General features: G+C 24.8%; 25 protein-coding genes. 12 read left to right on the top strand and 13 right to left on the bottom strand.

Features of this window, described 5'->3' with window-relative positions; genetic code table 11:
- The first annotated feature begins 56 nt into the window (after window positions 1-56).
- On the top strand, window positions 57-1,022 hold the full coding sequence (locus tag AMYT_RS05765) for an endonuclease/exonuclease/phosphatase family protein (RefSeq protein ID WP_114841604.1): 966 nt from the start codon (window positions 57-59) through the stop codon (window positions 1,020-1,022).
- On the opposite strand, the gene AMYT_RS05760 is transcribed toward AMYT_RS05765, so the two are convergent.
- Window positions 1,000-2,142: a DUF3095 domain-containing protein gene (locus AMYT_RS05760; RefSeq protein ID WP_114841603.1), complete on the bottom strand. Its 1,143-nt coding sequence runs from the start codon at window positions 2,140-2,142 to the stop codon at window positions 1,000-1,002. The two genes, AMYT_RS05765 and AMYT_RS05760, sit on opposite strands and share 23 nt — an antisense overlap.
- Window positions 2,143-2,988 (bottom strand): YitT family protein, encoded by an 846-nt coding sequence (locus tag AMYT_RS05755; protein ID WP_114841602.1) that lies wholly within the window; start codon window positions 2,986-2,988, stop codon window positions 2,143-2,145.
- 91 nt (window positions 2,989-3,079) lie between these two features.
- Between AMYT_RS05755 and AMYT_RS05750 the strand changes: the two genes are divergently transcribed.
- The 3 genes from AMYT_RS05750 (at window position 3,080) to AMYT_RS05740 (ending at window position 4,703) form a co-directional block, all read left to right on the top strand.
- Window positions 3,080-3,301 (top strand): hypothetical protein, encoded by a 222-nt coding sequence (locus AMYT_RS05750; protein ID WP_114841601.1) that lies wholly within the window; start codon window positions 3,080-3,082, stop codon window positions 3,299-3,301.
- 103 nt (window positions 3,302-3,404) lie between these two features.
- Window positions 3,405-3,968 carry a DJ-1/PfpI family protein gene (locus AMYT_RS05745; RefSeq protein ID WP_114841600.1) on the top strand — a complete coding sequence of 188 codons (564 nt, stop codon included), beginning with the start codon at window positions 3,405-3,407 and terminating at the stop codon, window positions 3,966-3,968.
- Window positions 3,969-4,703, top strand: coding sequence for an IclR family transcriptional regulator (locus AMYT_RS05740; protein WP_114841599.1), 735 nt, complete (start codon window positions 3,969-3,971; stop codon window positions 4,701-4,703).
- On the opposite strand, the gene AMYT_RS05735 is transcribed toward AMYT_RS05740, so the two are convergent.
- Window positions 4,700-6,544: a GGDEF domain-containing protein gene (locus tag AMYT_RS05735; protein WP_162919474.1), complete on the bottom strand. Its 1,845-nt coding sequence runs from the start codon at window positions 6,542-6,544 to the stop codon at window positions 4,700-4,702. The two genes, AMYT_RS05740 and AMYT_RS05735, sit on opposite strands and share 4 nt — an antisense overlap.
- A 71-nt stretch (window positions 6,545-6,615) precedes the next feature.
- Window positions 6,616-8,208, bottom strand: a complete 1,593-nt coding sequence (locus AMYT_RS05730; protein ID WP_114841597.1) for a cation:proton antiporter domain-containing protein — start codon at window positions 8,206-8,208, stop codon at window positions 6,616-6,618.
- A 169-nt stretch (window positions 8,209-8,377) separates the two neighbouring features.
- Here AMYT_RS05730 and AMYT_RS15130 point away from each other — a divergent pair, with 169 nt between their 5' ends.
- On the top strand, window positions 8,378-8,500 hold the full coding sequence (locus AMYT_RS15130; protein WP_265936031.1) for a hypothetical protein: 123 nt from the start codon (window positions 8,378-8,380) through the stop codon (window positions 8,498-8,500).
- A gap of 62 nt (window positions 8,501-8,562) precedes the next feature.
- Entirely contained in the window at window positions 8,563-9,528 is a 966-nt protein-coding gene (locus tag AMYT_RS05725) for an NAD(P)-binding domain-containing protein (protein ID WP_114841596.1), read from the top strand.
- Here AMYT_RS05725 and AMYT_RS05720 read toward each other — a convergent pair.
- Window positions 9,498-9,896 carry a DUF3010 family protein gene (locus AMYT_RS05720; RefSeq protein ID WP_114841595.1) on the bottom strand — a complete coding sequence of 133 codons (399 nt, stop codon included), beginning with the start codon at window positions 9,894-9,896 and terminating at the stop codon, window positions 9,498-9,500. The genes AMYT_RS05725 and AMYT_RS05720 overlap by 31 nt on opposite strands.
- A gap of 117 nt (window positions 9,897-10,013) precedes the next feature.
- On the opposite strand from AMYT_RS05720, the gene AMYT_RS05715 reads away from it, so the two are divergent.
- Window positions 10,014-10,673 (top strand): small multi-drug export protein, encoded by a 660-nt coding sequence (locus AMYT_RS05715; RefSeq protein ID WP_162919473.1) that lies wholly within the window; start codon window positions 10,014-10,016, stop codon window positions 10,671-10,673.
- Here the strand turns inward: AMYT_RS05715 and AMYT_RS05710 are convergent.
- On the bottom strand, window positions 10,668-11,306 hold the full coding sequence (locus AMYT_RS05710) for a DsbA family protein (protein ID WP_114841593.1): 639 nt from the start codon (window positions 11,304-11,306) through the stop codon (window positions 10,668-10,670). The two genes, AMYT_RS05715 and AMYT_RS05710, sit on opposite strands and share 6 nt — an antisense overlap.
- Window positions 11,307-11,425: 119 nt before the next feature.
- Between AMYT_RS05710 and AMYT_RS05705 the strand changes: the two genes are divergently transcribed.
- The 5 genes from AMYT_RS05705 (at window position 11,426) to AMYT_RS05685 (ending at window position 15,131) form a co-directional block, all read left to right on the top strand.
- Entirely contained in the window at window positions 11,426-11,818 is a 393-nt protein-coding gene (locus AMYT_RS05705) for a hypothetical protein (protein WP_114841592.1), read from the top strand.
- A gap of 212 nt (window positions 11,819-12,030) precedes the next feature.
- Window positions 12,031-13,356 carry a double-cubane-cluster-containing anaerobic reductase gene (locus AMYT_RS05700; RefSeq protein ID WP_114841591.1) on the top strand — a complete coding sequence of 442 codons (1,326 nt, stop codon included), beginning with the start codon at window positions 12,031-12,033 and terminating at the stop codon, window positions 13,354-13,356.
- A complete protein-coding gene (locus AMYT_RS05695) occupies window positions 13,357-14,118 on the top strand; it encodes an acyl-CoA dehydratase activase (protein WP_114841590.1) in 762 nt (253 codons plus the stop codon).
- Window positions 14,119-14,160: 42 nt separating this feature from the next.
- The gene (locus tag AMYT_RS05690) at window positions 14,161-14,679 is read left to right on the top strand and encodes a methyltransferase (protein WP_114841589.1); all 519 of its coding nucleotides are present in this window, start codon (window positions 14,161-14,163) and stop codon (window positions 14,677-14,679) included.
- A 65-nt stretch (window positions 14,680-14,744) separates the two neighbouring features.
- The gene (locus tag AMYT_RS05685; RefSeq protein ID WP_114841588.1) at window positions 14,745-15,131 is read left to right on the top strand and encodes an EF-hand domain-containing protein; all 387 of its coding nucleotides are present in this window, start codon (window positions 14,745-14,747) and stop codon (window positions 15,129-15,131) included.
- 31 nt (window positions 15,132-15,162) lie between these two features.
- On the opposite strand, the gene AMYT_RS05680 is transcribed toward AMYT_RS05685, so the two are convergent.
- The 7 genes from AMYT_RS05680 to wtpA all read right to left on the bottom strand — a co-directional run bounded on the left by AMYT_RS05680 (window position 15,163) and on the right by wtpA (window position 20,991).
- Entirely contained in the window at window positions 15,163-16,866 is a 1,704-nt protein-coding gene (locus tag AMYT_RS05680; RefSeq protein WP_114841587.1) for a DUF4153 domain-containing protein, read from the bottom strand.
- Between the two features lie 46 nt (window positions 16,867-16,912).
- A complete protein-coding gene (yedF, locus tag AMYT_RS05675; protein ID WP_114841586.1) occupies window positions 16,913-17,257 on the bottom strand; it encodes a sulfurtransferase-like selenium metabolism protein YedF in 345 nt (114 codons plus the stop codon).
- Between the two features lie 102 nt (window positions 17,258-17,359).
- A complete protein-coding gene (locus tag AMYT_RS05670; RefSeq protein WP_129085752.1) occupies window positions 17,360-18,037 on the bottom strand; it encodes an alpha/beta hydrolase in 678 nt (225 codons plus the stop codon).
- 6 nt (window positions 18,038-18,043) lie between these two features.
- The gene (locus AMYT_RS05665) at window positions 18,044-18,232 is read right to left on the bottom strand and encodes a sodium-dependent tyrosine transporter (RefSeq protein ID WP_114841584.1); all 189 of its coding nucleotides are present in this window, start codon (window positions 18,230-18,232) and stop codon (window positions 18,044-18,046) included.
- A gap of 41 nt (window positions 18,233-18,273) precedes the next feature.
- Entirely contained in the window at window positions 18,274-19,044 is a 771-nt protein-coding gene (locus tag AMYT_RS05660) for an ABC transporter permease (RefSeq protein WP_114841583.1), read from the bottom strand.
- A 1-nt stretch (window position 19,045) separates the two neighbouring features.
- Complete coding sequence (locus AMYT_RS05655; protein WP_114841582.1) at window positions 19,046-20,032, bottom strand: ABC transporter ATP-binding protein; 987 nt, start codon at window positions 20,030-20,032, stop codon at window positions 19,046-19,048.
- Window positions 20,032-20,991: a tungstate ABC transporter substrate-binding protein WtpA gene (gene wtpA, locus AMYT_RS05650; protein ID WP_114841581.1), complete on the bottom strand. Its 960-nt coding sequence runs from the start codon at window positions 20,989-20,991 to the stop codon at window positions 20,032-20,034. The genes AMYT_RS05655 and wtpA overlap by 1 nt, the downstream gene beginning before the upstream one ends.
- Between the last annotated feature and the right edge of the window lie 13 nt (window positions 20,992-21,004).

Raw genomic sequence — 21,004 nt, 5'->3', positions numbered from 1 at the left:
TCCTTTGAACAAAGTATAACTAATCTTTTTTAAACTTAATATAGTAGAATATATTTATGAATATAAAAGTAGGAACATTTAATCTCTTTCAATTTTTAGCACCTCCTTTTTCTTGGTATGTTAAAAAAGATAAATTTACAAAAGAAGAATGGAAGAAAAAAACAGCTTGGATAAAAGAGCAGTTACTTCAAATGGATTGTGATATTGTAGGCTTTCAAGAAGTTTTTTCCATAGAAGAATTAAAGCTTTTAGTTAATAATTTAGGATATAAATATTTTGAAGTAATAGATAAACCAAAAACAGATGAAAAAAATGCAAATATTTATATTTCAACAGTTGTTGCTATTGCTTCAAAATATCCTATAAAAAAGCTTTGTACACTTAATGAAGATAAAAATATAAGCTTAAAATTTAATACAAATGAAGAGTTTATATTTTCTAGAAAACCAATAAAAGCAACTATACAAATAGACTCTAAAGAGCTAATAGCTTATATTTTTCATTTAAAATCAAATAGATTAAATGAATATGAATATAAATTTTCAAAAAAAGACAATATAACTTTAAAACTTGAAAAATCTATTTATGCAATAAATGAAAATTTTAGTTTTGCTTTAAAACAAAGGCTTATGGAGGCTTTACACCTAGCAAAAGATATACAAGAAGAAAAAAATCCTTATATTATTGCAATGGGTGATTTAAATGATAAAGAAAACTCTTTAAGTTTAGATATTTTAACAAATAGTTCACTTTTAGAAGTTAATGATTTTAAAGAGTACAAACATATGGATTTAGGTTTAGAAAACTATATGAATGATAGCTATTTTCTAGCAAAAACTAAAGATAAAAGAGAAGCAACTTCATATTATAAAAATCTTGGGAATGTACTTGATTATATTTTAGTTTCTAATAATTTAGAAGTTTTGGAATATAAACTATTTGATTTACATTTAAAAGATAATAAAGATGGCTCACTTTTACAATCAGATCATGCACAAGTTACTTCCACGATAAGCTTTTAGCTTGTCGTTGTTTAAACTCTTTTGATGCCATTGCATATCCACCCATATCTCCATCAACAAAATGTATATGTTTACCATGTCTTTCAAAAATTAAGCAAGTCATTAAAGATGAATCAGAACTAAATGTTCCATAAACTATTTTTTTATTTTGATATTCTTGTTCTAAATAATCTAGTAAAGCCTTATACTCTTTATTATTTAAAGAAATAACCATTCTTAAAATATCATCAAATTTTTCTGTATCAACAGAGTTTACAACTCTTGTTTTATACTCCTTCCACTGTTTATTACCATTTTGCATAAGATATTTTCCTAAAAAGTTAAAAAATATATATTTAAAAATTTGTAAAAGTTGCTGTATATAATTTTTTGAAAAAAGCAATGCCTCTTTTTTTAATACTTTTGGATTAAAAGAAAGAACAATATTCTCTTTTATAATAGGTGCTCTTTGTTCTTTTGAGCCTACTAAATAATCAATACTTTTTAAAACTCTTTTATAAGTATTTTGATCATCTTTAAAACTTTTAATAAGTAAAGTTAAAACTCTATGTTTAGGAGAAGGAATATTTTCCCATCTACACTCTAAACCTGAAAAATCAGCTATATACTTAAAACTATTTTTAAAAGGAATTGATAACTTATCTTCTTTTAATAATCTATCTAAATACTCTAAAGCTCCACCATTAATTATTGCTTGAAAATACTCTTGTGAAATTTGCATTTTTGTAATAAGTAATTTTTGATTTTGTTTATAAAGTTCTTCTATACTAATATACCCTATTCGTAACTCAATATCATAAGCCTCTTTTGCTTTTATTTTTGTTTGTAAAAAAACCTCTTTTGTTTGCTCAAATATTAAAGAAGGTACAAAAACATATGAGCCATCACCACCAAAAACAAAGGGTAAATCAAGCTGCTTATTAATATTTAATACACCAATAATACTTAAAGCAGCTATCATATTTATCTCTTTATATTTACCTTGCTTTATTAAAAAAGTAGACTCTTTTATATCACATAAAAAAACATACCAAGATAAAGGTAGTTTTTCATATAAAGCTTCATTTGTTATCTCTTCTAAAGATTTTATAGTTTTTAAGTTTTTATAAAAATCTTGCAATTAGTTACCTCTTCCTAACATTTCATTTGCTTCACTTATAATTAAAAAAGCATCTTTATCCACTTCTTTTACCAATTGCCTTAAAAGTTGAAGCTTTGTAACTTCAATTACAATTAAAATCATCTTTTTATCTTCATTATATAAACCAACTCCACTAATAATAGTTCCATAGGGTCCTATTTTTTCTTTTATTAGTTTACTCATTGTTTCAACTTCATTTGTTACTAAATGAACAACTTTTTTATTTAAGTTACCTGTTAAAATTTTATCTATTGCAATAACAGTAATATAAATACTTACAATACTATATAAAACTTGTTGAGTATCTTTAAAAATAAGAAGAGAAGAGAAGATAATTATTGAATCAATAATTAAAATAACTTGAGCTGGTTTAATTTCAGTTTTAGAAGCAACAACCCTTGCTACGATAGTTGAACCACCAGCTGAAGAATTTCCTTTTATAACAAAAGCTAAACCTATACCTATAAAAATTCCACCAAAAATAGCAGCTAAAACCCTATCTTCAACAAAAGGTTGAAGTTTTAAAACTTCTGCAAAAAAATCAATTGTTAAAGAAATAAAAATAATAGTTATAACTGTTTTAATTGCAAACTTTTTTCCTAAATATTTAATACCAATTACTAATAAAGGAAGATTTATAGCAACCATCCAAAAACCAACACTAAAAGAACTAATATAATGCAATAATAGTGCTAAACCTGCTGTTCCTCCCGTTAGTAAAGCATTTGGAATAAAAAACCAAACTACACCCAAAGCTAAAAATAAACACCCAAAAACAATAAAAAAATACTCTTTTATCTCACCTTCTAAATACTTTTCAATCATACCTTTTCCAAAAAATTAATTACTTCTTATATTAAGAGAGTTATAAACATTATTTTACCATAATTTAGTATTAGGCAAAAAAAGGAGAATTATGCAATTTATACCACATACTCAAGAAGAGTTAAAAAGTATGGATATAAATGAAGAGAAAATTTATACAATACAATACTTAGAAAGAGACTATTTTAATGGAGAAAATAGAATAGAACTAGGAAAAGCTAAAGCTATTATAGGAGAAAATGAAATAGTTTTTGTAGTAACAGATAGCTATGGAATGGATAAATTTATAAAAGAAGCAAGGGTTATAAAATAGTTGGTGTTTCATAATATGAAACAATATAATATTAATATTTTATATATGTTTTTTATTAATATTCTTTCTTATAATATTTTCAAAGAATAAAAAAGGAGAAAATATGTCAAAAAAGATACTAATTTTAGCAGGTGATTTTGTTGAAGATTATGAGTTAATGGTACCATTTCAATGCCTACTTATGTTAGGTTACAAAGTTGATGTTGTATGTCCAGATAAAAAAGCTGGAGAACAAATAAAAACTGCCATTCATGATTTTGAAGGTGATCAAACATATACAGAAAAACCAGGTCATAATTTTACATTAAATGCTACTTTTGATGAAATTGATGAAACAACATATGATGCATTGGTAGTTCCAGGAGGAAGAGCTCCTGAATATATAAGACTATACCCAAGAGTAATTGAGATTGTAAAAGATTTTAATTCTAAAAATAAACCTATTGCTTCTATTTGTCATGGTATTCAACTTTTAGTTGCTGCTGATGTGGTAGAAGGGAAAACTTGCTCTTGCTATCCAGCTTGTGCACCTGATGTGAATAAAAATGGTGGAACATGGACTGATATTGGTTTTGAAGCAGCTTACGTTGATGGAAACTTAGTAACTGCTGCTGCTTGGCCAGCTCATCCACAATGGTTAGCTAAATTTAATGAGTTACTAAAATAAGTGAAAGAACAACTAAAATCACTTTCAAAAGGCTTACAAGTTTACAAAGAAATTGTAAACTATGGTAAGCCCATACTTGCTTCAACTTTATGTAAAAGACTAGAACTTAATAAAAGTACTATGTCAAGAATCTTACAAACTTTAAATAAAGAAGGTTTTATTACATATATTGAAAAAACAAATGAAATTATTGCAAATAATCTTGATGATTCTACAAATAAAAAAACAAAAATTGAACTAATTATAAAAGCTACGAAACCCCTTTTAGAAGAGATACATAAAAAAACAAAAGAGTGTGTATATCTTGGTATTTTTTCAAACTATAAGGTCTTATATTTAAATCAAATAGATTACTCTTTAAGAAAAGTAAAAACAAGAAATAATATAGGATTAGAACTACCTATTTATAATAGTGCATTAGGTAAGTCTATACTTGCTTTTGGAAATTATGATTTAGAAAAATTAAGATTAAATCAATATACCCATCAAACAATTACTCAGTTACAAAAACTTGAAAAAACCCTTGAAGAAGTTAAACAAAAAGGCTATTCTTTAGATATAAGTGAATACCAAGATAATATGAGATGTGTTGCAGTGCCTTTATTTAATAATGAAAATATTTTAATAGGTGCAGTGGGAATTTCAGGAACAAAAGATAGATTAACTAAAGAAAAATTAAATAAATTAGGAATACTTCTACAAGATATAACTACAAAATATCAAGTGATCTGTTAAAACAGATCTATACTTGATACTTGACTTTCATGAAATCTTACAACTTTATCTCTTCCAGAGTTTTTTGCTTCATATAAGGCAATATCAGCATTTTTAATAACTCCATCTAAAGTTTTTGAATCTTGTGGAAACATAGATAAACCAATACTTACTGTTTTTTTCAATTTATTTCCAGCATATACATCTATCTCATTTTCTCTTACATTTTCTCTTATTTTATTTGCAACATTTAAAGCATCACTATCACTATTTACACCAACTAAAAGAACCATAAACTCTTCGCCACCATATCTAATAATTAAATCCGATTCTCTTACAGTTTCATTTAAAATTCTTGCTAACTCTTTTAAAACTTTATCTCCAATATCATGTCCATATTCATCATTTACAGCTTTAAAATGATCCATATCTAAAAGAAGTACACCAATATTTAAATTCTCTCTTTTAATTTGTGGTACAAGTTTTTTACTATGTTCTTCTAAGAATTTTCTATTATATAAACCAGTTAAGCCATCTTGGAAAGCTGATTCTTGAAGGGCATTCATAAGAATTTTAACTTCAATTGAAGGTGCTGCTTCATTTATATAACTTTTTACAAAAGAGATTTTATCTTTTAATTCTTCCAATTCATTTTTAGTTTCACATACAAAGTTTATTATTAAATAGATATTTTTGCTTATTTCTACATTTAAACAATAGTGAAATTTATTCTCTTTTTCAAAATATGGACAGCTATGATGAAAATCAACAGAGATTACATCATTTTTTGTCCTTGCACATCTACAAAATTCTGGTTCATCAGATATATTATCTTTACAATAAAAACTATTACCTACACTTTTTACAACTGTAAGCTTGCTTTTTATATTATCTATTTCTATTAAAGTAAAATGTTTAATTTTAAATTGATTTTGAAATACTTCAGATAATCTATTATAAATCTCTATTTTTGTATTATCTAATTCTATTTCTTTTTTAAATTGATAAAGATTTGAAAGATTTTTTATAATATCTTTTGATTTTTCTAAAGGATTGATTTGTGAACTATTTGCCTCTTGTCCAATAAAACCTTGAAGTCTTCTTTCAATGTCCACAGAAGTATCTCTAAAAGTAGACATTAATAGATTATAATCATCAATTAAAGTTACAATTTCATTTGATTTATTTGCTTCATATACTATTTCTTTAAATCTTCCAGAAATAGCTAGTTTTATACTTCTTGCTAATTTTTCCAATACAGCAACATAATGTTCATTTACTCTTCTTGCTAAAAATAAAATTAATAATATTGATAAAAGAATCATTAGAGGAATTAAATAAGTAATTTCCAATCCAACTTGTTTTATATCACTAATATCTAACTTTAAAGAAACAGCTCCTAAAGTATCCCCATAATTTACCTTATGACATTTATTACAGTCAATTCCATTTTCTAAAATAGAGTTATAAGGAACTGTAACTCTCATAGTTGTTTTAGTAAAGCTCTCATTTAGTTGATATTTTATTTGTCCTGTTTTTAAAACTTCTAAATCTATTTCATCTTTAGGATTTCTAAGATTTTCTTTTCCAAATTGAGCTTTAACTAAATCACTTCTTATTAGCCATAACTCTTCAATATTTTTCATACTAGCAACAGAATTAATAAAAGTATCTACTTGGTCCATATTTCCATTAATCATATGCGAAGTTAAACCACTTTTTACTACGTTTGCAATAACCTGTGCATTTTGAATTGAAGATTTAAGATTTGTATTTCTTAGGTTATAAAGACTTAAAGTTGTAACTAAAACTGTTAAAATAATCCCAATAAATAAAAGTTGCCAAGTAAATTTTTTTCTCATTAAAATCATATCCTTGAAAAATAGTAAGTGTTGATTATACAAAAAAAAGATTTATATTTCATTTTTTTAAGTTATATTGCTTTTGAAACTAATAGCCTAGCCACTTGTTTATGGGCATGAACAAAGTTTTTAATATTTAAATCTTTTAAGTCTCTTTTCTCTTCAGTTGAGTCAATTTTTAAGACAATATTTGCTCCTTTATCAAAAGCAAGTATAGCTTCACAAATAAGTCTTTTTCTTTTTGTATTTGATAAAGTTATTATAATACTTGAAGCTTCATCAACTTTTAAAGATTCTAAAACAGGTGTTTTATCTAAGTGTCCAAAATATGCCATATAACCAAGTTTTCTAGCAAGTAATACGTGTCTTAAGTCATCTGAAATTATTACAAAAGGTTTTTTATTTAATTGTAGAGTTCTTGCTACAATTCTTCCTAAAGTTGAAAAACCACAAATTACTACGTGATTTGTTGCTTTAATAGGTGTAATTTTATCAGATTCATAAAACTCTACTTCAAAATATGAAGCTAGTTTATAAATATTATTTATAATAAATGGTGTAATAATCATAGATAAAACAGTTACTAAAATTAAAAAATTTGTTAATTCTTGAGATAATAAATTATCATTTGCAGCTAAAGCAAAAATAGCAAAAGAAAACTCTCCAATTTGACATAAAGAAATAGCTGTTTTTATAGAGATACTTCTATTTGCTTTTCTTCTTATTATCCAATAAACAACAAAAGCTTTTATAAACATAACCAATACAAAAACAGCAAAGATATAGTGTAAATTTTTAAAAAAGAAAAATAAATCAATTTTTGTTCCTACACTAAAGAAAAAAGTACCAAGTAAAAGATCTTTATAAGTAGCAATATCTGATTCTACTTTTATTCTATATCTAGTTTCAGAGATAATCATACCTGCAATAAAAGCACCTAATGAATAAGTAAAACCCATTTCATGAGCTAATAAAGAAGCTCCAATTACTATTGAAAAAACTGAACCTAAAAATAACTCTTCTAATTGAGTATTTGAAGAAAATTTTAAAAGCCAATTCATTACTTTTTTTCCAATTGTAAATAAAAATAAAATTACAATAATTGCTGAAATAAAAGTATTTAATAAGATTTCTGAAATTGAAAGAGTATCATTTGTTAAAAAAGTTATTAATAATAAAATAGGAATAACAGCTAAATCTTGAAAAATTAAAATAGCTGTTGCTTTTTCTCCATAAGGAGTATATATATCTTTTGAATGTTTTAAATAACTTAAAACTATTGCCGTTGAAGATAAAGATAAGGCAAGAGAAACTATAAGTGATGCAACTAAAGGAAGTTTTATAAGATAATAAGAAACTAAAAAGATAATTAGTGCGCTTAAAAATACTTGTAAAAATCCATTTAAAAGAAGTATTTCTTTCATCTTTCTAATTCGTTCAAAACTCATTTCTAAACCAATAGTAAACATTAAAAATACTATTCCAAATTCTGCAATTAAATCAAGTGAATGTATATCAAAACTACTAAAATTAAAAATATAACTAATTATAGTTCCAGTTAAAATATAACCTATTATATGTGAAATCCCCAATTTTTTAAGTACAATATTTATAATAGTTGATATTGAAATAGCTAAAAAAATTGTTATTAAAATACTTTGCATTAAACCTCTTTAGTATATTTTAAATATTTTAACAAAAAATAGATAGTTTTTTTTCTACTTCTGTATATTTATTATTCAGTTTATATAAAAAATAGACTATAAAAAAATATAGTTTAAATTTTTATAAATAAATGTTATAATTATCAATTAGCTTAAAAAAGGATAGATTATGCAAGCAATAGGATATAATCAACAAACTTTACAAGAAGAGTTGCTACAAACACTTAAATTAATGTTTGAACAAGCTAAAAAATTTACTTATAAATATCACTATATATTAGGATACTTTTAACTGATTTTATAAATGTTACGCTTTTGATACCCAAATTTGTAAAAATTGTCTAAAGGATTAAAATGAAAAAAATCTATGACTTAGCAATTATTGGTGCAGGACCTGGTGGAATTGCAACAAGTGTAGAGGCTATTTTACTTGGTTTAAAAGAAGTAATAGTTTTTGAAAAAAGTAATAATCATTCAGACACTATACGAAAATATTTTAAAGATAATAAAAGAGTAGATAAAGATTGGAAGGGTATAAAAGTAGAACTTAAAGGAAATATTCATTTTACAGATGGGACTAAAGAAAGTACTTTAGATCTCTTTGATACTTTAGTTGCTAATAAAGATATAGAAGCCTGTTTTAATGAAGAAGTTTATGGTATAACAAAACAAAATAATCTTTTTGAAATTAAAACAATTAAAGAAAATGAATATTATGCAAAAAATATAGTTATTAGTATAGGAACTATGGGTAAACCAAATAAACCCTCATATAAACTCCCCGTAAATTTAAAAGATAAAATAAATTTTAATATTTCTGAATGTAAAAATAATGAAGAGATACTTGTTGTGGGAGGAGGAGATAGTGCAGTTGAATTTGCATATTATATTGCAAAACAAAATAGAGTAACTTTAGCATATAGAAAAGAGAGTTTTTCAAGGGTAAATCCAATAAATCTACATCAATTATTTGATTTTGTAGAAAAAGATTTAATTAATTTACAACTTAATTTAGATATACAAAAAGTTGAAGAAAAAAACAATAAATTAGAAGTTTATTTTTCAAATAACCAAATAAAACAGTTTGATAGAATAATTTATGCTCTGGGAGGCTCAAATCCAACTGACTTACTACAACGCTGTGGTATTTTATTAGATAGTGAAAATAAACCACTTATTGATAAAAACCTTAGAAACCACCAAGAAGGTGTATATCTAGCAGGAGATATTGCAGGAAATGTTGGTGGCTCTATTGCTTTGGCTTTAAATCATGGATATATTATAAGTTCTCACATCCAAAAACACAAACCAGCCAAATAACTTTGTTCTTGATACTTTTTTAGCTCTTTTGGGAAAATAATACTATTTTTTTTCTCATAAGAACTTATAGTTTGTGAAGAGATTAATTCAACTTCACAAAATAAAATTGATTGAATTATAGCTTCCATTTTAAAAGTTATTGCTCCACCTGCAAAAGTACCCTTTTTTGCTCTTTTTTTAATTACAATTTGTGTTATATTATTTTTTTGAATAAAATCTTCAAACTCTTGTTTAAAAGCTAAAATTGAATCTTTTTTTTCATCATCAATTAAACTAATTTTTTTTATTTTTGTATCTATATAATTTTGATTATCTAAAACAGATAAAATTGCATTATTTGATTTTAATTCAACTGCACATACTCTCATTTTATCTCCTTTTTAAAAGTATATATAAAAAAATAAAATTTAACTGATTTTATTTCATTTTGTAAGATTTTATAAAAGTGTATGTTAGAATATTATAAGTTTATAAAAAGAGGGAAGATGTATCTAATTTTACAAAAACTATTTAAACAAAAAGAAGGAAATATATTATTATTTGGATTAGTATTAATTATTTGCCTTACTTTATTTATAATCTTTACATATATTGTTGATACTTCTTTAGCAAACAAACTTACAGCAATTATAGCATCAAATTTATTTGTAGGAAGAGTACCTGCCTTATCTTTAGGGTATGCTTCTGGACTCTCTCACTTTTTTGTAATTTCTATAAATATTTTAACTGAACTTATTTTAGTTACTATTTTATATCCCTTATTTATTTATAGTTTTAAAGGTATACTAAAAATCAAGCTTTTAGAAAGTTTTTTTGAAGAAGTAAAACAAAAAAAATTACAACATCAAGACAAATTTGAAAAATATGGAAAAATTGGGCTTTTTATTTTTGTTTTTATACCTTTTTGGATGACAGGACCAATTGTGGGAGCAATTATAGGGTATTTAATAGGTTTAAAACACTTTACAATTATGTTTATAGTATTTATTGCAACTGCCATTGCAATTACTCTTTGGGGATTTTTTTTAAATACAATAGTTGATAATATTTTACAGTTAGATTCACTTTATATTTGGATACTTCTACTAATAATAGTAGGAAGTACCCTATATTTTAAAATAAAAAAGAGATTTAAAAAATCATAATTGAGAATTAATTAAATCTATTAATTCTTGTAAACCAAATACTTCTAAAGGTTTACCATTTACAAAATAAGAAGGTGTTTTATTTGCACCTAACTCTTGGGCATCAAATAAATCTTGTTTGATTATTTTTGTAATTTCATCATTTTTCATATCATTTGCTAACATTTGCATATCAAGGCCAGCTTTAGGTAAAACTCTCCATATTTTTTCTGGTATTACAATATGATTTTCTGTCCAATATCCTTGTGTAGCAAATAAAATTTCTAAAGTTTGCATAAATTTATCTTGCTTTCTTGAAGCTTCTAAAACCCTTACAGCAAAATCAGAATTTTTATGAAAAGGAGCATATCTTAAAACAAGTTTTATCTTTCCTTCGTTTTCTTTCATAATATTTTTTACATAAGGATGAAATTGAGCACAAGTTCCACAAGCAGGATCAAAAAACTCAACTAATTGAACCTTTGCATCACTATTACCAACTACTAAAGAATAAGGTCTTTGAAGACTATCTTTTTTCTTTTGTACTAAAGCTTGATACTCTTTAGCTTTACTACTTTTATAAAAATATGTACCGCCAATAAATAAAGCTAAAATTGCTATTATTGAAAGTAAAACAACTTTTTTGTTTTGCATAACTTATTACTCCAAATAAAAAAAACTATTATATTTTAACAAATTTACGTGTAGATTATGTGTAGATAATAGATAGTTAAAAACTAATTTTGTATTATTATAAAAACAAAAGAGAGCAAATGAAGAAAAAAAATGAAAAAGTTAAACTAGAAAGAGTTTATGAGAAAGCTATAAAAATCTTTGGTAAACAATTAAAAATAACAAGAGTAATCTTAATCTTTAGTGCCCTACTTTTATATTTTATAGCCTTATATTATGAAACTAAAAATACTACACTTATTTTTTTAGGAATTATTCCTTTTGCTGCATTAATTCTAAGTATTATTTTACTTCAAAAAAAGATTTTATATTTTGGAGAATATAGTTTTGAATGTTCAAATGCAGGAGATGTTTATCTTACAAAATTAAAAGGAAATTGCCCTATATGTAAGGGAGAACTAAAAATTGCAAATAGTGAATATATTCAATGTCAAAAAAATAAAGAACATAAATTCTTCCTTTATGAAAATTAAGAGAATCTTCTCTTAATTTATAACTTTAACTTACATATAAAAGTAAAAATATTTTTACCTTTTTTAATACTTTATTAATAAAACTATATTATAATTTTAAGTAAAGCTGTATATTAGGTCTAAGGATTAGACATACATGACTAAGCTTCCATTCTTTTAGCTTTTTTACATGTAACTACTTTTTTAACAGCATTTAATTAAAGGCAAATATTATGGGTGTACATGAACATAGAAGTTTATTAAAAGATATTGGAGTGGATGTTGAAAGACATGCAAAAATGATGGAAATGGGATTAGAATCTTATAAAAATCAATTTATGACTCAAAAAAACAGACCTGAAGCTATGAAATATTTTGATTGGTTTATGAGTGAAATTCAAGGTCAAAGAATAGCTGAAATAAATGAATTAAGAAAGAAAAAAAGACCTTCAATTGGTGCTTTTTGTATTTTTGTTCCTGAAGAGATTATAGTTGGTGCAGGTGGCGCTTGTTTTGGGTTATGTGGAGGAAGCCCTGCTACAATTGCAGATGCAGAAACAGAACTTCCTAGAAATATCTGTCCTTTAATAAAATCTGCTCATGGTTTTAAGCTACAAAAAACATGTGCTTATACACAATCATCAGATTTTATTTATGGAGAAACAACTTGTGAAGCAAAGAAAAAAACTTGGGAAATTTTAAATAAACATCATCCAGTAAAAGTTATGAATATTCCCCATATGAAAAGAGAAAAAGATTTAAAACTTTGGAAAGAGGAATTAGTAGAGTTTAAAGAGCATATAGAGAGTATTACAGGGGAAAAACTATCTTTAGAAGAGATGAAAAAAGGAACAAAGATAGTAAATGAAAAAAGAGAAGCTTTACAAAGATTAGATAGATTAAGAAGTATGAATAAAGACATAATTCCAATTAGTGGAAAAGATGGCTTATTTGTTACTCAAATGGGATTTTTAGATGACCCAGTAAGATATACTCAAAAAGTAAATGAACTTTGCGATGAACTTGAAAAAAGAGTTGAAAATAAAATTAGTGTATTTGAAGAAGATACTCCAAGACTTATAGTTTTAGGTACTCCTTTTGCTCCACCAAACTGGAAACTTCATACAGCAGTTGAAACAAGTGGGGGTGCTATTATTAATGAAGAGTCATGTATTGGGCATAGATATTATAAAGATAATGTAAATTTAGATGAAGTAACAACAGAAGATGAATTAATGCAAAAATTACTTGATAAGTATAGTGCTGTTGATTGTGCTTGTTTTACTCCTAATGCTCCAAGAATAGATAAAATTCTTAAAATGTATAAAGATAGACAAGCTGATGGAGTAATTTATTATACTTTATCTTTTTGTCATACTTATAATGTGGAAGCACATCTAGTAACACAAGCTTTAGAAAAAGAAGGAATTGCTTGTTTAGTTATTGAATCAGACTATTCTCCAGAAGATGCAGGACAAATTAAAACAAGAGTTGAAGCCTTTTTAGAAAGTATTAACTTTAAGAAAAAAGCAACTTCTTTTAAAAAGAAGCAAAATTAAATGTATTGGGGTGTTGATGTAGGTTCTACTTACACAAAAATATGTGCTATAAATAAAAATAAAGAAATTATTGATACAAAAATTATCCCAACTATTGTAAATCAAGATGAAATAGTAAAAGAATATTTAAAAGATAAACAAATAGAAATGCTAGTTTCAACAGGATATGGAAGACATATGATAGAAGAGTGTTTTTCTTGTCCTATAATTAGTGAAATAAAAGCCCATGCAAAAGCAGCCTTTCATTTTGACAATAGTGCTGATATGGTTATTGACTTGGGTGGTCAAGATAGTAAAGTAATAAAGCTTGATTTAAATGGTGGATTTATAGATTTTAAAATGAATGATAAATGTGCAGCAGGAACTGGAAAATTTTTAGAAATAGCTGCAAGTAGAATGGGCCTTGAACTAGAAAAGTTTTCAAAAATAGGCTTTGAAGCAACAAAAGAGTTAAGTATTTCTAGTATGTGTGCAGTATTTGCCGAATCAGAAGTAATCTCATTAATTGCAAAAAAAGAGAGTGCAGCTAATATTTGTTATGCTGTACATGAATCAATTGCCTCAAGACTAGCTTCTATGGCTAAAAAATTTGCCATAAAAAGTGATAATATAATTTTTAGTGGAGGAGGAGCATTAAACCCTTTTTTATTACAACTACTATCTAAAAAATTAGAAAAAAATGTAGTTGCAGCAAAATATCCACAACTAATGGGAGCTATTGGTTCAGCACTTGCTGGATACGAAGTTTCTAATGAGATATAAATTTGGGCAAACTTTTAAGTTTGCTCAATGTAAAATAACTTTATGTTTGAATTTTATCTTTTAATTTTTTTACTTTTAATTGTTTTAATAATTGTAATATCTTCTTTAAAAATTGGTATTTCACCAATGCCAAGTTCAAAAGCTGCACAAAAAAAAATACTAGAATATGCAAAAAATTCAAAAGATGAAACTATTATTGATTTAGGCTCAGGATTTGGAAGTTTAGCTATTTTTTTAGCAGTAAATCTTCCAAATAAAAAAATCATAGCTTATGAATTATCTTTAGTTCCTTATTTAATCTCAAAACTTTTAAAATCACTTTTAAAAATAAAAAATTTACAAATATATAAAAAGGATTTTTTTAAAGAAGATTTAAAAAATGCAACTTTAGTTTGTTACTTATATTTTGAAGGTATGAAAAAACTTGAAAAAAAATTATTTGATGAAAATATAAATACTACAATTATAAGTAATACTTTTTCACTACATAATATAAAACCCCGAGAAATTCAATATGCACAAGATTTTTTTAAAAGTCCAATATACATTTATCTAACATAAACTATTAAATATCTATTAAATTATTAATGTTATAATTATATTAAAGTTTAACTAAAGGAAAAAAAATGAAAACTTTAAAAATTGCTGCTTTAACTGCAGTGGTAAGTGCTGTACTGTTTGCCCAAGATTTACCAAATAAAGGGCCAATTCCTTTTGGGGCTTATGATGCAAATAATGATGGGAAAATTACTCAAAGTGAATTTGAAGATACAAGAGCTAAAAGAATGTCTCAAAAATATGAGCAAGGTTATCCTTTAAGAAATGCACAAAATGCACCAACTTTTGAAAGTATAGATAAAAATAAAGATGGTGTTTTAAGTAAAGAAGAGTTACAAGAGCATCAGTTAAATAGAGTTTCTGAAAGAATGAACAATAAAGGAATGGGTCAAGGTAAAGGAATGGGTCAAGGACAAGGTATGGGAATGGGTCAAGGACAAGGTATGAATAAATAGATGAATAGATAAAGAGAGTTTTAAACTCTTTTTATCTTATCATTAAATAACCTTCTATATATTTTACTTCAAAGTCTTCAAAATTCTCATTTATTCTTAAGTACTTAATACAAAGTTTTAACTCTAAATTGTCCATTTTCTTATAAAAAATCGTATTTTTATAATTATTCTTATCTAAAACTTCTATTTTTTGTTTTTTCCACTCTTTAACTATTTGCTTTAAATCAAACTGTATATTTTGATTTTTTATTTCTAGTTTTAAAATAGAGTTTTTTAAACTTGCAAGGATTACTTTATTTTTATAAAAATATTTTTGCTTAGTTTGTTCTATAGATAAAGGTATCAAATAGTTATAACCATTTAAACTATAAACTATATCATTTAAATTAAACTTTTTTATATATGTGGTATTTAAATTAGAGTATTTAATATTTAAATATTTTAAAAACTCTAAACTATTTTTAAAATCTGTATTAAGCAAAAGATTTAATCTTTTTTTCCCTTCTTTACTTCTATTTAAATATTTAATAATTGAAGAGATTTGAGCTTCTTGTTTTAAATCTAACTGCTTTGTTAGAGGAGTAACTTTATTTTTAACTAAAATATTATTTTCTTTTAACATTGTTTCTAATCTATTAAGTTGAGAATTTATACTAAGATTTGAAGCACTAAAAGTAGTAACAGAAGAGATAAGTAAAAGTAAAAATAGAAAAATAAAACTTCTTTTTATACAAAACTCTTTTTTAATAAAATAATAAATTACAATAAATGAAAACCAAATTGATAATAAAATTAAAGCATATCTAGCTTGAGTAATACCATACTCATTAACTCTTGTATATATAGCAATATTTAAAAAAATCAAAGGAATAATCATTGAATAAATAAAATATTTATCAAAAAACTTCACTATAAAGTTTTGCTGTTTTATTGAAGTTAAAAACATCTTTACAAATATACATAAAGTTAAAAAAGTACAAATTATCCAAGATAAATCTCCCTTTGGAAGCTCTTGTAAAATAGTTATTTTTATAAAATATGCATATAAAACAACTATATATATAAAAAGTAAGGGAATTAATATGTTTTTTATAAGAATAAGCCAAGTTGTTTGTATTTCTTCTTTTAAAGTATCTATATTTTTAGGAATATTTGAAAGAATTAAAATAGGAAAAATAATAGTTGCAATAAAAATAAATATATCTTCTATATAATCATTTAAAAAAGTTATATTAAATAAAAACTCCAAACTAAGAAGTATTGCATATATTCCAAATCCTAAAATAAAGCAGCTAAAAAAAGCAATTAGAATAGAGTGTTTTCCTAGTAAATAAAAATATAAAATTGATTGATTAGTTGATTTTATAAAAAGAAAATTTGAAAATATTAAAGAGAGTAAAACTGCATTAAAATAAAAAAGTATAGAATCAAAGTAGATAAAAACACTACAATATGTTAGTAATAATAGCCCTAAAAATAGCCCTGTTTTATATAAACTATTTCTTTTTATTCTTTCAAAAAAAAGATAAAAAGAAGTAGTAAAAATAGTAAGAATAAAAGAACTTAATAAAAGTTTATTTTGCAACTCTTGTTCAAATATAAATATTTTATGATTTTCAAAAATTGTAAAAATAAAAGTAATAATTATAAAAATAAAAACAAGGGGAAACCTATAAAATAACTCTTTTGAAAAAGTGTTTGAAATAGTGTTTAAAAAAGTTTGAAGATTAAACATTAAATACCTTTAGAAAAAAGCCTAAAAATTTTAGGCTTTTTGAAGATTATAAAGTTACAGTATTTGTATTTAGAAGTGTTGCTATTGTATCCATAGCATTTCCTGCAACTCCAACTTTTAACTCATCTGTTTTATTATAATAATTTAAACAAGTTCCACAAGAGTAAATTTTTACACCTTTATTTTCAAGTTTTTTAAGAATTTGTAAAACCTCATCTTCTTCATTTGCAGTTGTTAATAAAACTGCACTATTTACACAAAGAATAGATTCAGGTAAATTTTCTTGCTCACTCATAGCATTTAAAAAACCTTTGATTAAAATAGAGCCTAAATCTCCTTCACCTATTTTATCTGCTTTTAAAAAAACTGTTTTATTTAAAGTATTTTGCATATTTTGCCTTTTTTATAAAATTCACTAAAAAAAGCTATTAAAGCTTTCCCTTCTAAACTAGAAGCTTTGCAAAGTTAATATTATATGCTTTATTTGCTAAATTCAAGCTAACCAAGATTTTATATACAAGGCTATTTTTAATGGTTCTTCTAAAGGAAGCATATGTGAAGATCTTTTTAGTTTTGTAAAATTAAAAGAACTATTTAATTCAAGTTCTTCTAACCATAAATGATTTAATAAAATATCATCTTTTGAAAAATAAAAACTAAAATCTATTTTACTTTTTAATAACTCTTCTTTTAAATCTTTTCTATGTAAAGTAGCATTTAATTGAGTAAGAAAATATTCTTTTCCAAGTTCTTCATACATTTTTTTTATTAATGTAATTATTTCTTGATTATTTTTATCTTCAAGTAGAGTTTTAATCTTTTTTTCACTTAATGATTTAAAAGCAAATTTTTTTGTAAGTTCTATTGCTTTTTGTCTTTGTAATAATTCTTTTTTTTCTAAAGAACATAAAGATGAGGATATAACTAAAACCTTATTTATTTTATCTTTATATTTTAAAGCATAAGCAGAAGCTATATATCCACCTAAAGAAAACCCTATAAGATTTATTTTTTCTTCATTAATTACTATTTTTTCAAGTAATTTTTCAAAATTTTCTTCTAAAGGAATAGGCAGATATATAAATTTATATGAAGAATCAAAAAAGCTAAGGGCTTTATCCCAAAGCCTTTTATCACACATAAATCCAGATATTAAATAGATTTTTTTCAATACTATTTAAATTTTTGATAATAACTCTTGAAGCCAAGCCTCTGCTGCTTGTACATCATCAAATCTTTTTGATTTTGCAACTTGCTCTTGACCTTCATAAAATCTAACTCTAATTCCATCTTCAACATGATCAATTTTCATTCTAGTAATTTTCGCCATATTCAAATAAACTCTATCATTTAATTTTACAAACATAAATTCTCCTTTTTTTATTATTATATCAAAATTTACTAATATTATTTCAATTTAGAAGTAGTAAATCTAACAACTAAAAACACAATTACAGAAAAAGCAATAATTACTGCGGCAACAGGAGCAGAAAAACTTAATCCATAACTATTAAATCTATCAAATATTAGAACTGGTGTTGTCATAGGATGATATACAAGTATAACAACCGCTCCAAATTCACCAAGACCCCTACTCCACATCATTAAAGCACCATTGATAATATCTTTTTTAGCATTTGGAATAGTTATTCTAAAAAAGACAGAAATAGGACTAGCCCCTAAAGTTCTAGCTACTTTTTCAAGCTTTACATCAACTTTTCTAAAACCATCTTTTGCACTATTGATTAAAAAAGGAGCTGATAAAAACATCATTGCAATCATAATTCCATATTCAGTTCCTACAAATTCAATACCAAAAAATTTAAAAAAATCACCTAATAAAGTATCTCCAAAAGTAGTAAGAAGTGCAATTCCAGCTGCTGTATGAGGTATCATAACAGGAATATCAATAATTGATTCAAGAAAACTTCTTCCATAAAATTCATATCTTGCAATAATATAAGCTAAAGGTAATCCTGTGATTAAAACAAATAACATAGCCCATAATGAAACTTTCATTGTAAGTAAAATTGAAGTTATTACTTCTGCATCTTTTATTGTTTCAAGAAGTTTATCGCTTCCAACTCCTATAAACATTTTTAAAATTGGGATACTTAAAAAAAAGACAATAATAAAGGCTAATACTATTAATAAAGTAATAAATGACTTTTTTTGCATCTTATATAAATCCTATATCTTTTTTATCAAAACCAATAAAGACTTTATTTCCACCATTTGAATAACACCCTTCATATTCTCTTTTTAATATTTTTATAAAAAATTGATGAGTTTCAACACTTACAAATAGTTTATAATGATCTACAACACCCATACAATCATCAAGTATTGCTTCAAAAGTATAATCTTTATTTAAAATTTGTTTATTTGAAACATATATTACATTTGGATTTACGGAGAAGAATTTTCCAGAAGAAGAAAAACCCAATAAAGAAGAAGGAAAAATATTTTTAAATCCTAAAAATTTTGCCACTTCAATATTTGCAGGATGATTTAAAACATCTTCACTTTTACCCACTTGTTGAATTTTACCATTCATAATTATTGCTATTTTATCTGCTAAATATGAAGCTTCTCTAAAATTATGAGTTACATGAATAGTTGTTAAATTATATCGTTTATGTATATCTTTTAAACTTTTCATTATAGAGTTTCTAAAAGTTGGATCAATTGCACTTAAAGGTTCATCTAAAAGTAAAATTTTAGGTTTTGAAAAAAGTGCTCTTGCAATGGCAACTCTTTGTTTTTCTCCACCACTTAAATTTCCAATATCTCTTTTAAGCAATTTTTCTAATTTTAAAAAATCAACTAAATCATTAAAAAGTTCTTTAGAGTTTTCTATTTTTTTATACTTTGAAGAAAATTTTATATTTTGTTCAACATTTAAATTAGGAAATAGTGCAAAATCCTGATATACAAAACCTATATCTCTATTTTCAGGAGATAATAAAGAGATTTCTTTATTATTATAATAGATTTTACCACTACTATTATTTAACCCTGCAAGGGTTTCTAAAAGCCTTGTTTTACCACTTCCACTTTGTCCTAAAAGTACAAAATATTCATTTTTTTCAATCTCAATATTTATATTATCAAGTACAAAATTATCTATTGTACTTGATAAATTTTCTATTTTTAAATAACTCATTATTTACCTAAAATTGATGAATCACCTGTAAAAATAGCAGGATTTATAACCCCTTGCCCATTTTGTTTCATAATTTCTTGTCCCTTACTAGATAAAATAAAATTTACAAATTTTATAGCACCTTGTTTATTTGCAGGAGATTTACTATTTTGAGCAATTGTAAGACCATAAACCATTGGTGCACCTTTTTTAGTAATAAAAGTACCTGGTTCTTTACCATCTATATCAAAAGAGGCTTTTTTATAAAAATCAATATTTTCATTATCAACTAATGAAACTTCTTTAGGTAAAGAGATATATTTTAATCCATGTTGTTGTGCAACTGATTTATATATAAATAAATAATCATAAGCATTTGCTTCAATTAAACCTAAAAGATCAGTCTCTTTTGGCCTTACAATAACTTTATCTTTATTTTCTTCACCAACTTTATATGAAGTACCATAACCTAATAATTTATTATAAAAATCAGGTATTTTATAAAACTCTTCAGCTAATTTTGTAACAATAACACTTCTATATCCACAAGGGTCTAAGTTTGGATTAGAGTGACCTACTTTTACCCCCTCTTTTAAAAAAATCTCTGGCCAATTTTTTGAATTTATTTCATTTGCATATTTTGAATTTGGTGTATAAGCTATTGCCATTTCATTTGTTGCAAAAAGTGCATTAAATTTTGCATGATTTGGAATTAATAAATTATCAATTACTTTATAATCTGCACTTGCCATTACATCTGCTGCTCTTCCTATTTCAGAAATTTTTCTTGCTGCTGCCCTGCTTCCACTAGCTTCTCTTTGCACATCATATTGAGGATATAGTTTTTCAAACTCTTTTTCAATTTGAGAAAAAGGAACTGCTAAACTTCCTGCGTGAAATACAACTATTTTTTCCTTTGCTACTAATGTAGTTGATAATATAACTGAAGATACTACAGTTGATAATAAAAATTTTTTCATATTTTTCCTTTTT

Source organism: Malaciobacter mytili LMG 24559 (genome assembly GCF_003346775.1).
In the GTDB taxonomy this organism is placed as follows: Bacteria; Campylobacterota; Campylobacteria; order Campylobacterales; family Arcobacteraceae; genus Malaciobacter; species Malaciobacter mytili.
Note: the sequence above shows the minus strand (reverse complement) of the source record. Positions and strands in the feature narration are given on the sequence as shown.

Excerpts from the sequence above, each read along its gene's own strand:
- AMYT_RS05765 (WP_114841604.1), top strand. The coding sequence starts at position 57 with ATGAATATAAAAGTAGGAACATTTAATCTCTTTCAATTTTTAGCACCT.
- AMYT_RS05755 (WP_114841602.1), bottom strand. The coding sequence starts at position 2,988 with ATGATTGAAAAGTATTTAGAAGGTGAGATAAAAGAGTATTTTTTTATT.
- AMYT_RS05750 (WP_114841601.1), top strand. The coding sequence starts at position 3,080 with ATGCAATTTATACCACATACTCAAGAAGAGTTAAAAAGTATGGATATA.
- AMYT_RS05745 (WP_114841600.1), top strand. The coding sequence starts at position 3,405 with ATGTCAAAAAAGATACTAATTTTAGCAGGTGATTTTGTTGAAGATTAT.
- AMYT_RS05735 (WP_162919474.1), bottom strand. The coding sequence starts at position 6,544 with ATGAGAAAAAAATTTACTTGGCAACTTTTATTTATTGGGATTATTTTA.
- AMYT_RS05730 (WP_114841597.1), bottom strand. The coding sequence starts at position 8,208 with ATGCAAAGTATTTTAATAACAATTTTTTTAGCTATTTCAATATCAACT.
- AMYT_RS15130 (WP_265936031.1), top strand. The coding sequence starts at position 8,378 with ATGCAAGCAATAGGATATAATCAACAAACTTTACAAGAAGAGTTGCTA.
- AMYT_RS05725 (WP_114841596.1), top strand. The coding sequence starts at position 8,563 with ATGAAAAAAATCTATGACTTAGCAATTATTGGTGCAGGACCTGGTGGA.
- AMYT_RS05720 (WP_114841595.1), bottom strand. The coding sequence starts at position 9,896 with ATGAGAGTATGTGCAGTTGAATTAAAATCAAATAATGCAATTTTATCT.
- AMYT_RS05715 (WP_162919473.1), top strand. The coding sequence starts at position 10,014 with ATGTATCTAATTTTACAAAAACTATTTAAACAAAAAGAAGGAAATATA.
- AMYT_RS05710 (WP_114841593.1), bottom strand. The coding sequence starts at position 11,306 with ATGCAAAACAAAAAAGTTGTTTTACTTTCAATAATAGCAATTTTAGCT.
- AMYT_RS05705 (WP_114841592.1), top strand. The coding sequence starts at position 11,426 with ATGAAGAAAAAAAATGAAAAAGTTAAACTAGAAAGAGTTTATGAGAAA.
- AMYT_RS05700 (WP_114841591.1), top strand. The coding sequence starts at position 12,031 with ATGGGTGTACATGAACATAGAAGTTTATTAAAAGATATTGGAGTGGAT.
- AMYT_RS05695 (WP_114841590.1), top strand. The coding sequence starts at position 13,357 with ATGTATTGGGGTGTTGATGTAGGTTCTACTTACACAAAAATATGTGCT.
- AMYT_RS05690 (WP_114841589.1), top strand. The coding sequence starts at position 14,161 with ATGTTTGAATTTTATCTTTTAATTTTTTTACTTTTAATTGTTTTAATA.
- AMYT_RS05685 (WP_114841588.1), top strand. The coding sequence starts at position 14,745 with ATGAAAACTTTAAAAATTGCTGCTTTAACTGCAGTGGTAAGTGCTGTA.
- AMYT_RS05680 (WP_114841587.1), bottom strand. The coding sequence starts at position 16,866 with ATGTTTAATCTTCAAACTTTTTTAAACACTATTTCAAACACTTTTTCA.
- yedF (WP_114841586.1), bottom strand. The coding sequence starts at position 17,257 with ATGCAAAATACTTTAAATAAAACAGTTTTTTTAAAAGCAGATAAAATA.
- AMYT_RS05665 (WP_114841584.1), bottom strand. The coding sequence starts at position 18,232 with ATGTTTGTAAAATTAAATGATAGAGTTTATTTGAATATGGCGAAAATT.
- AMYT_RS05660 (WP_114841583.1), bottom strand. The coding sequence starts at position 19,044 with ATGCAAAAAAAGTCATTTATTACTTTATTAATAGTATTAGCCTTTATT.
- AMYT_RS05655 (WP_114841582.1), bottom strand. The coding sequence starts at position 20,032 with ATGAGTTATTTAAAAATAGAAAATTTATCAAGTACAATAGATAATTTT.
- wtpA (WP_114841581.1), bottom strand. The coding sequence starts at position 20,991 with ATGAAAAAATTTTTATTATCAACTGTAGTATCTTCAGTTATATTATCA.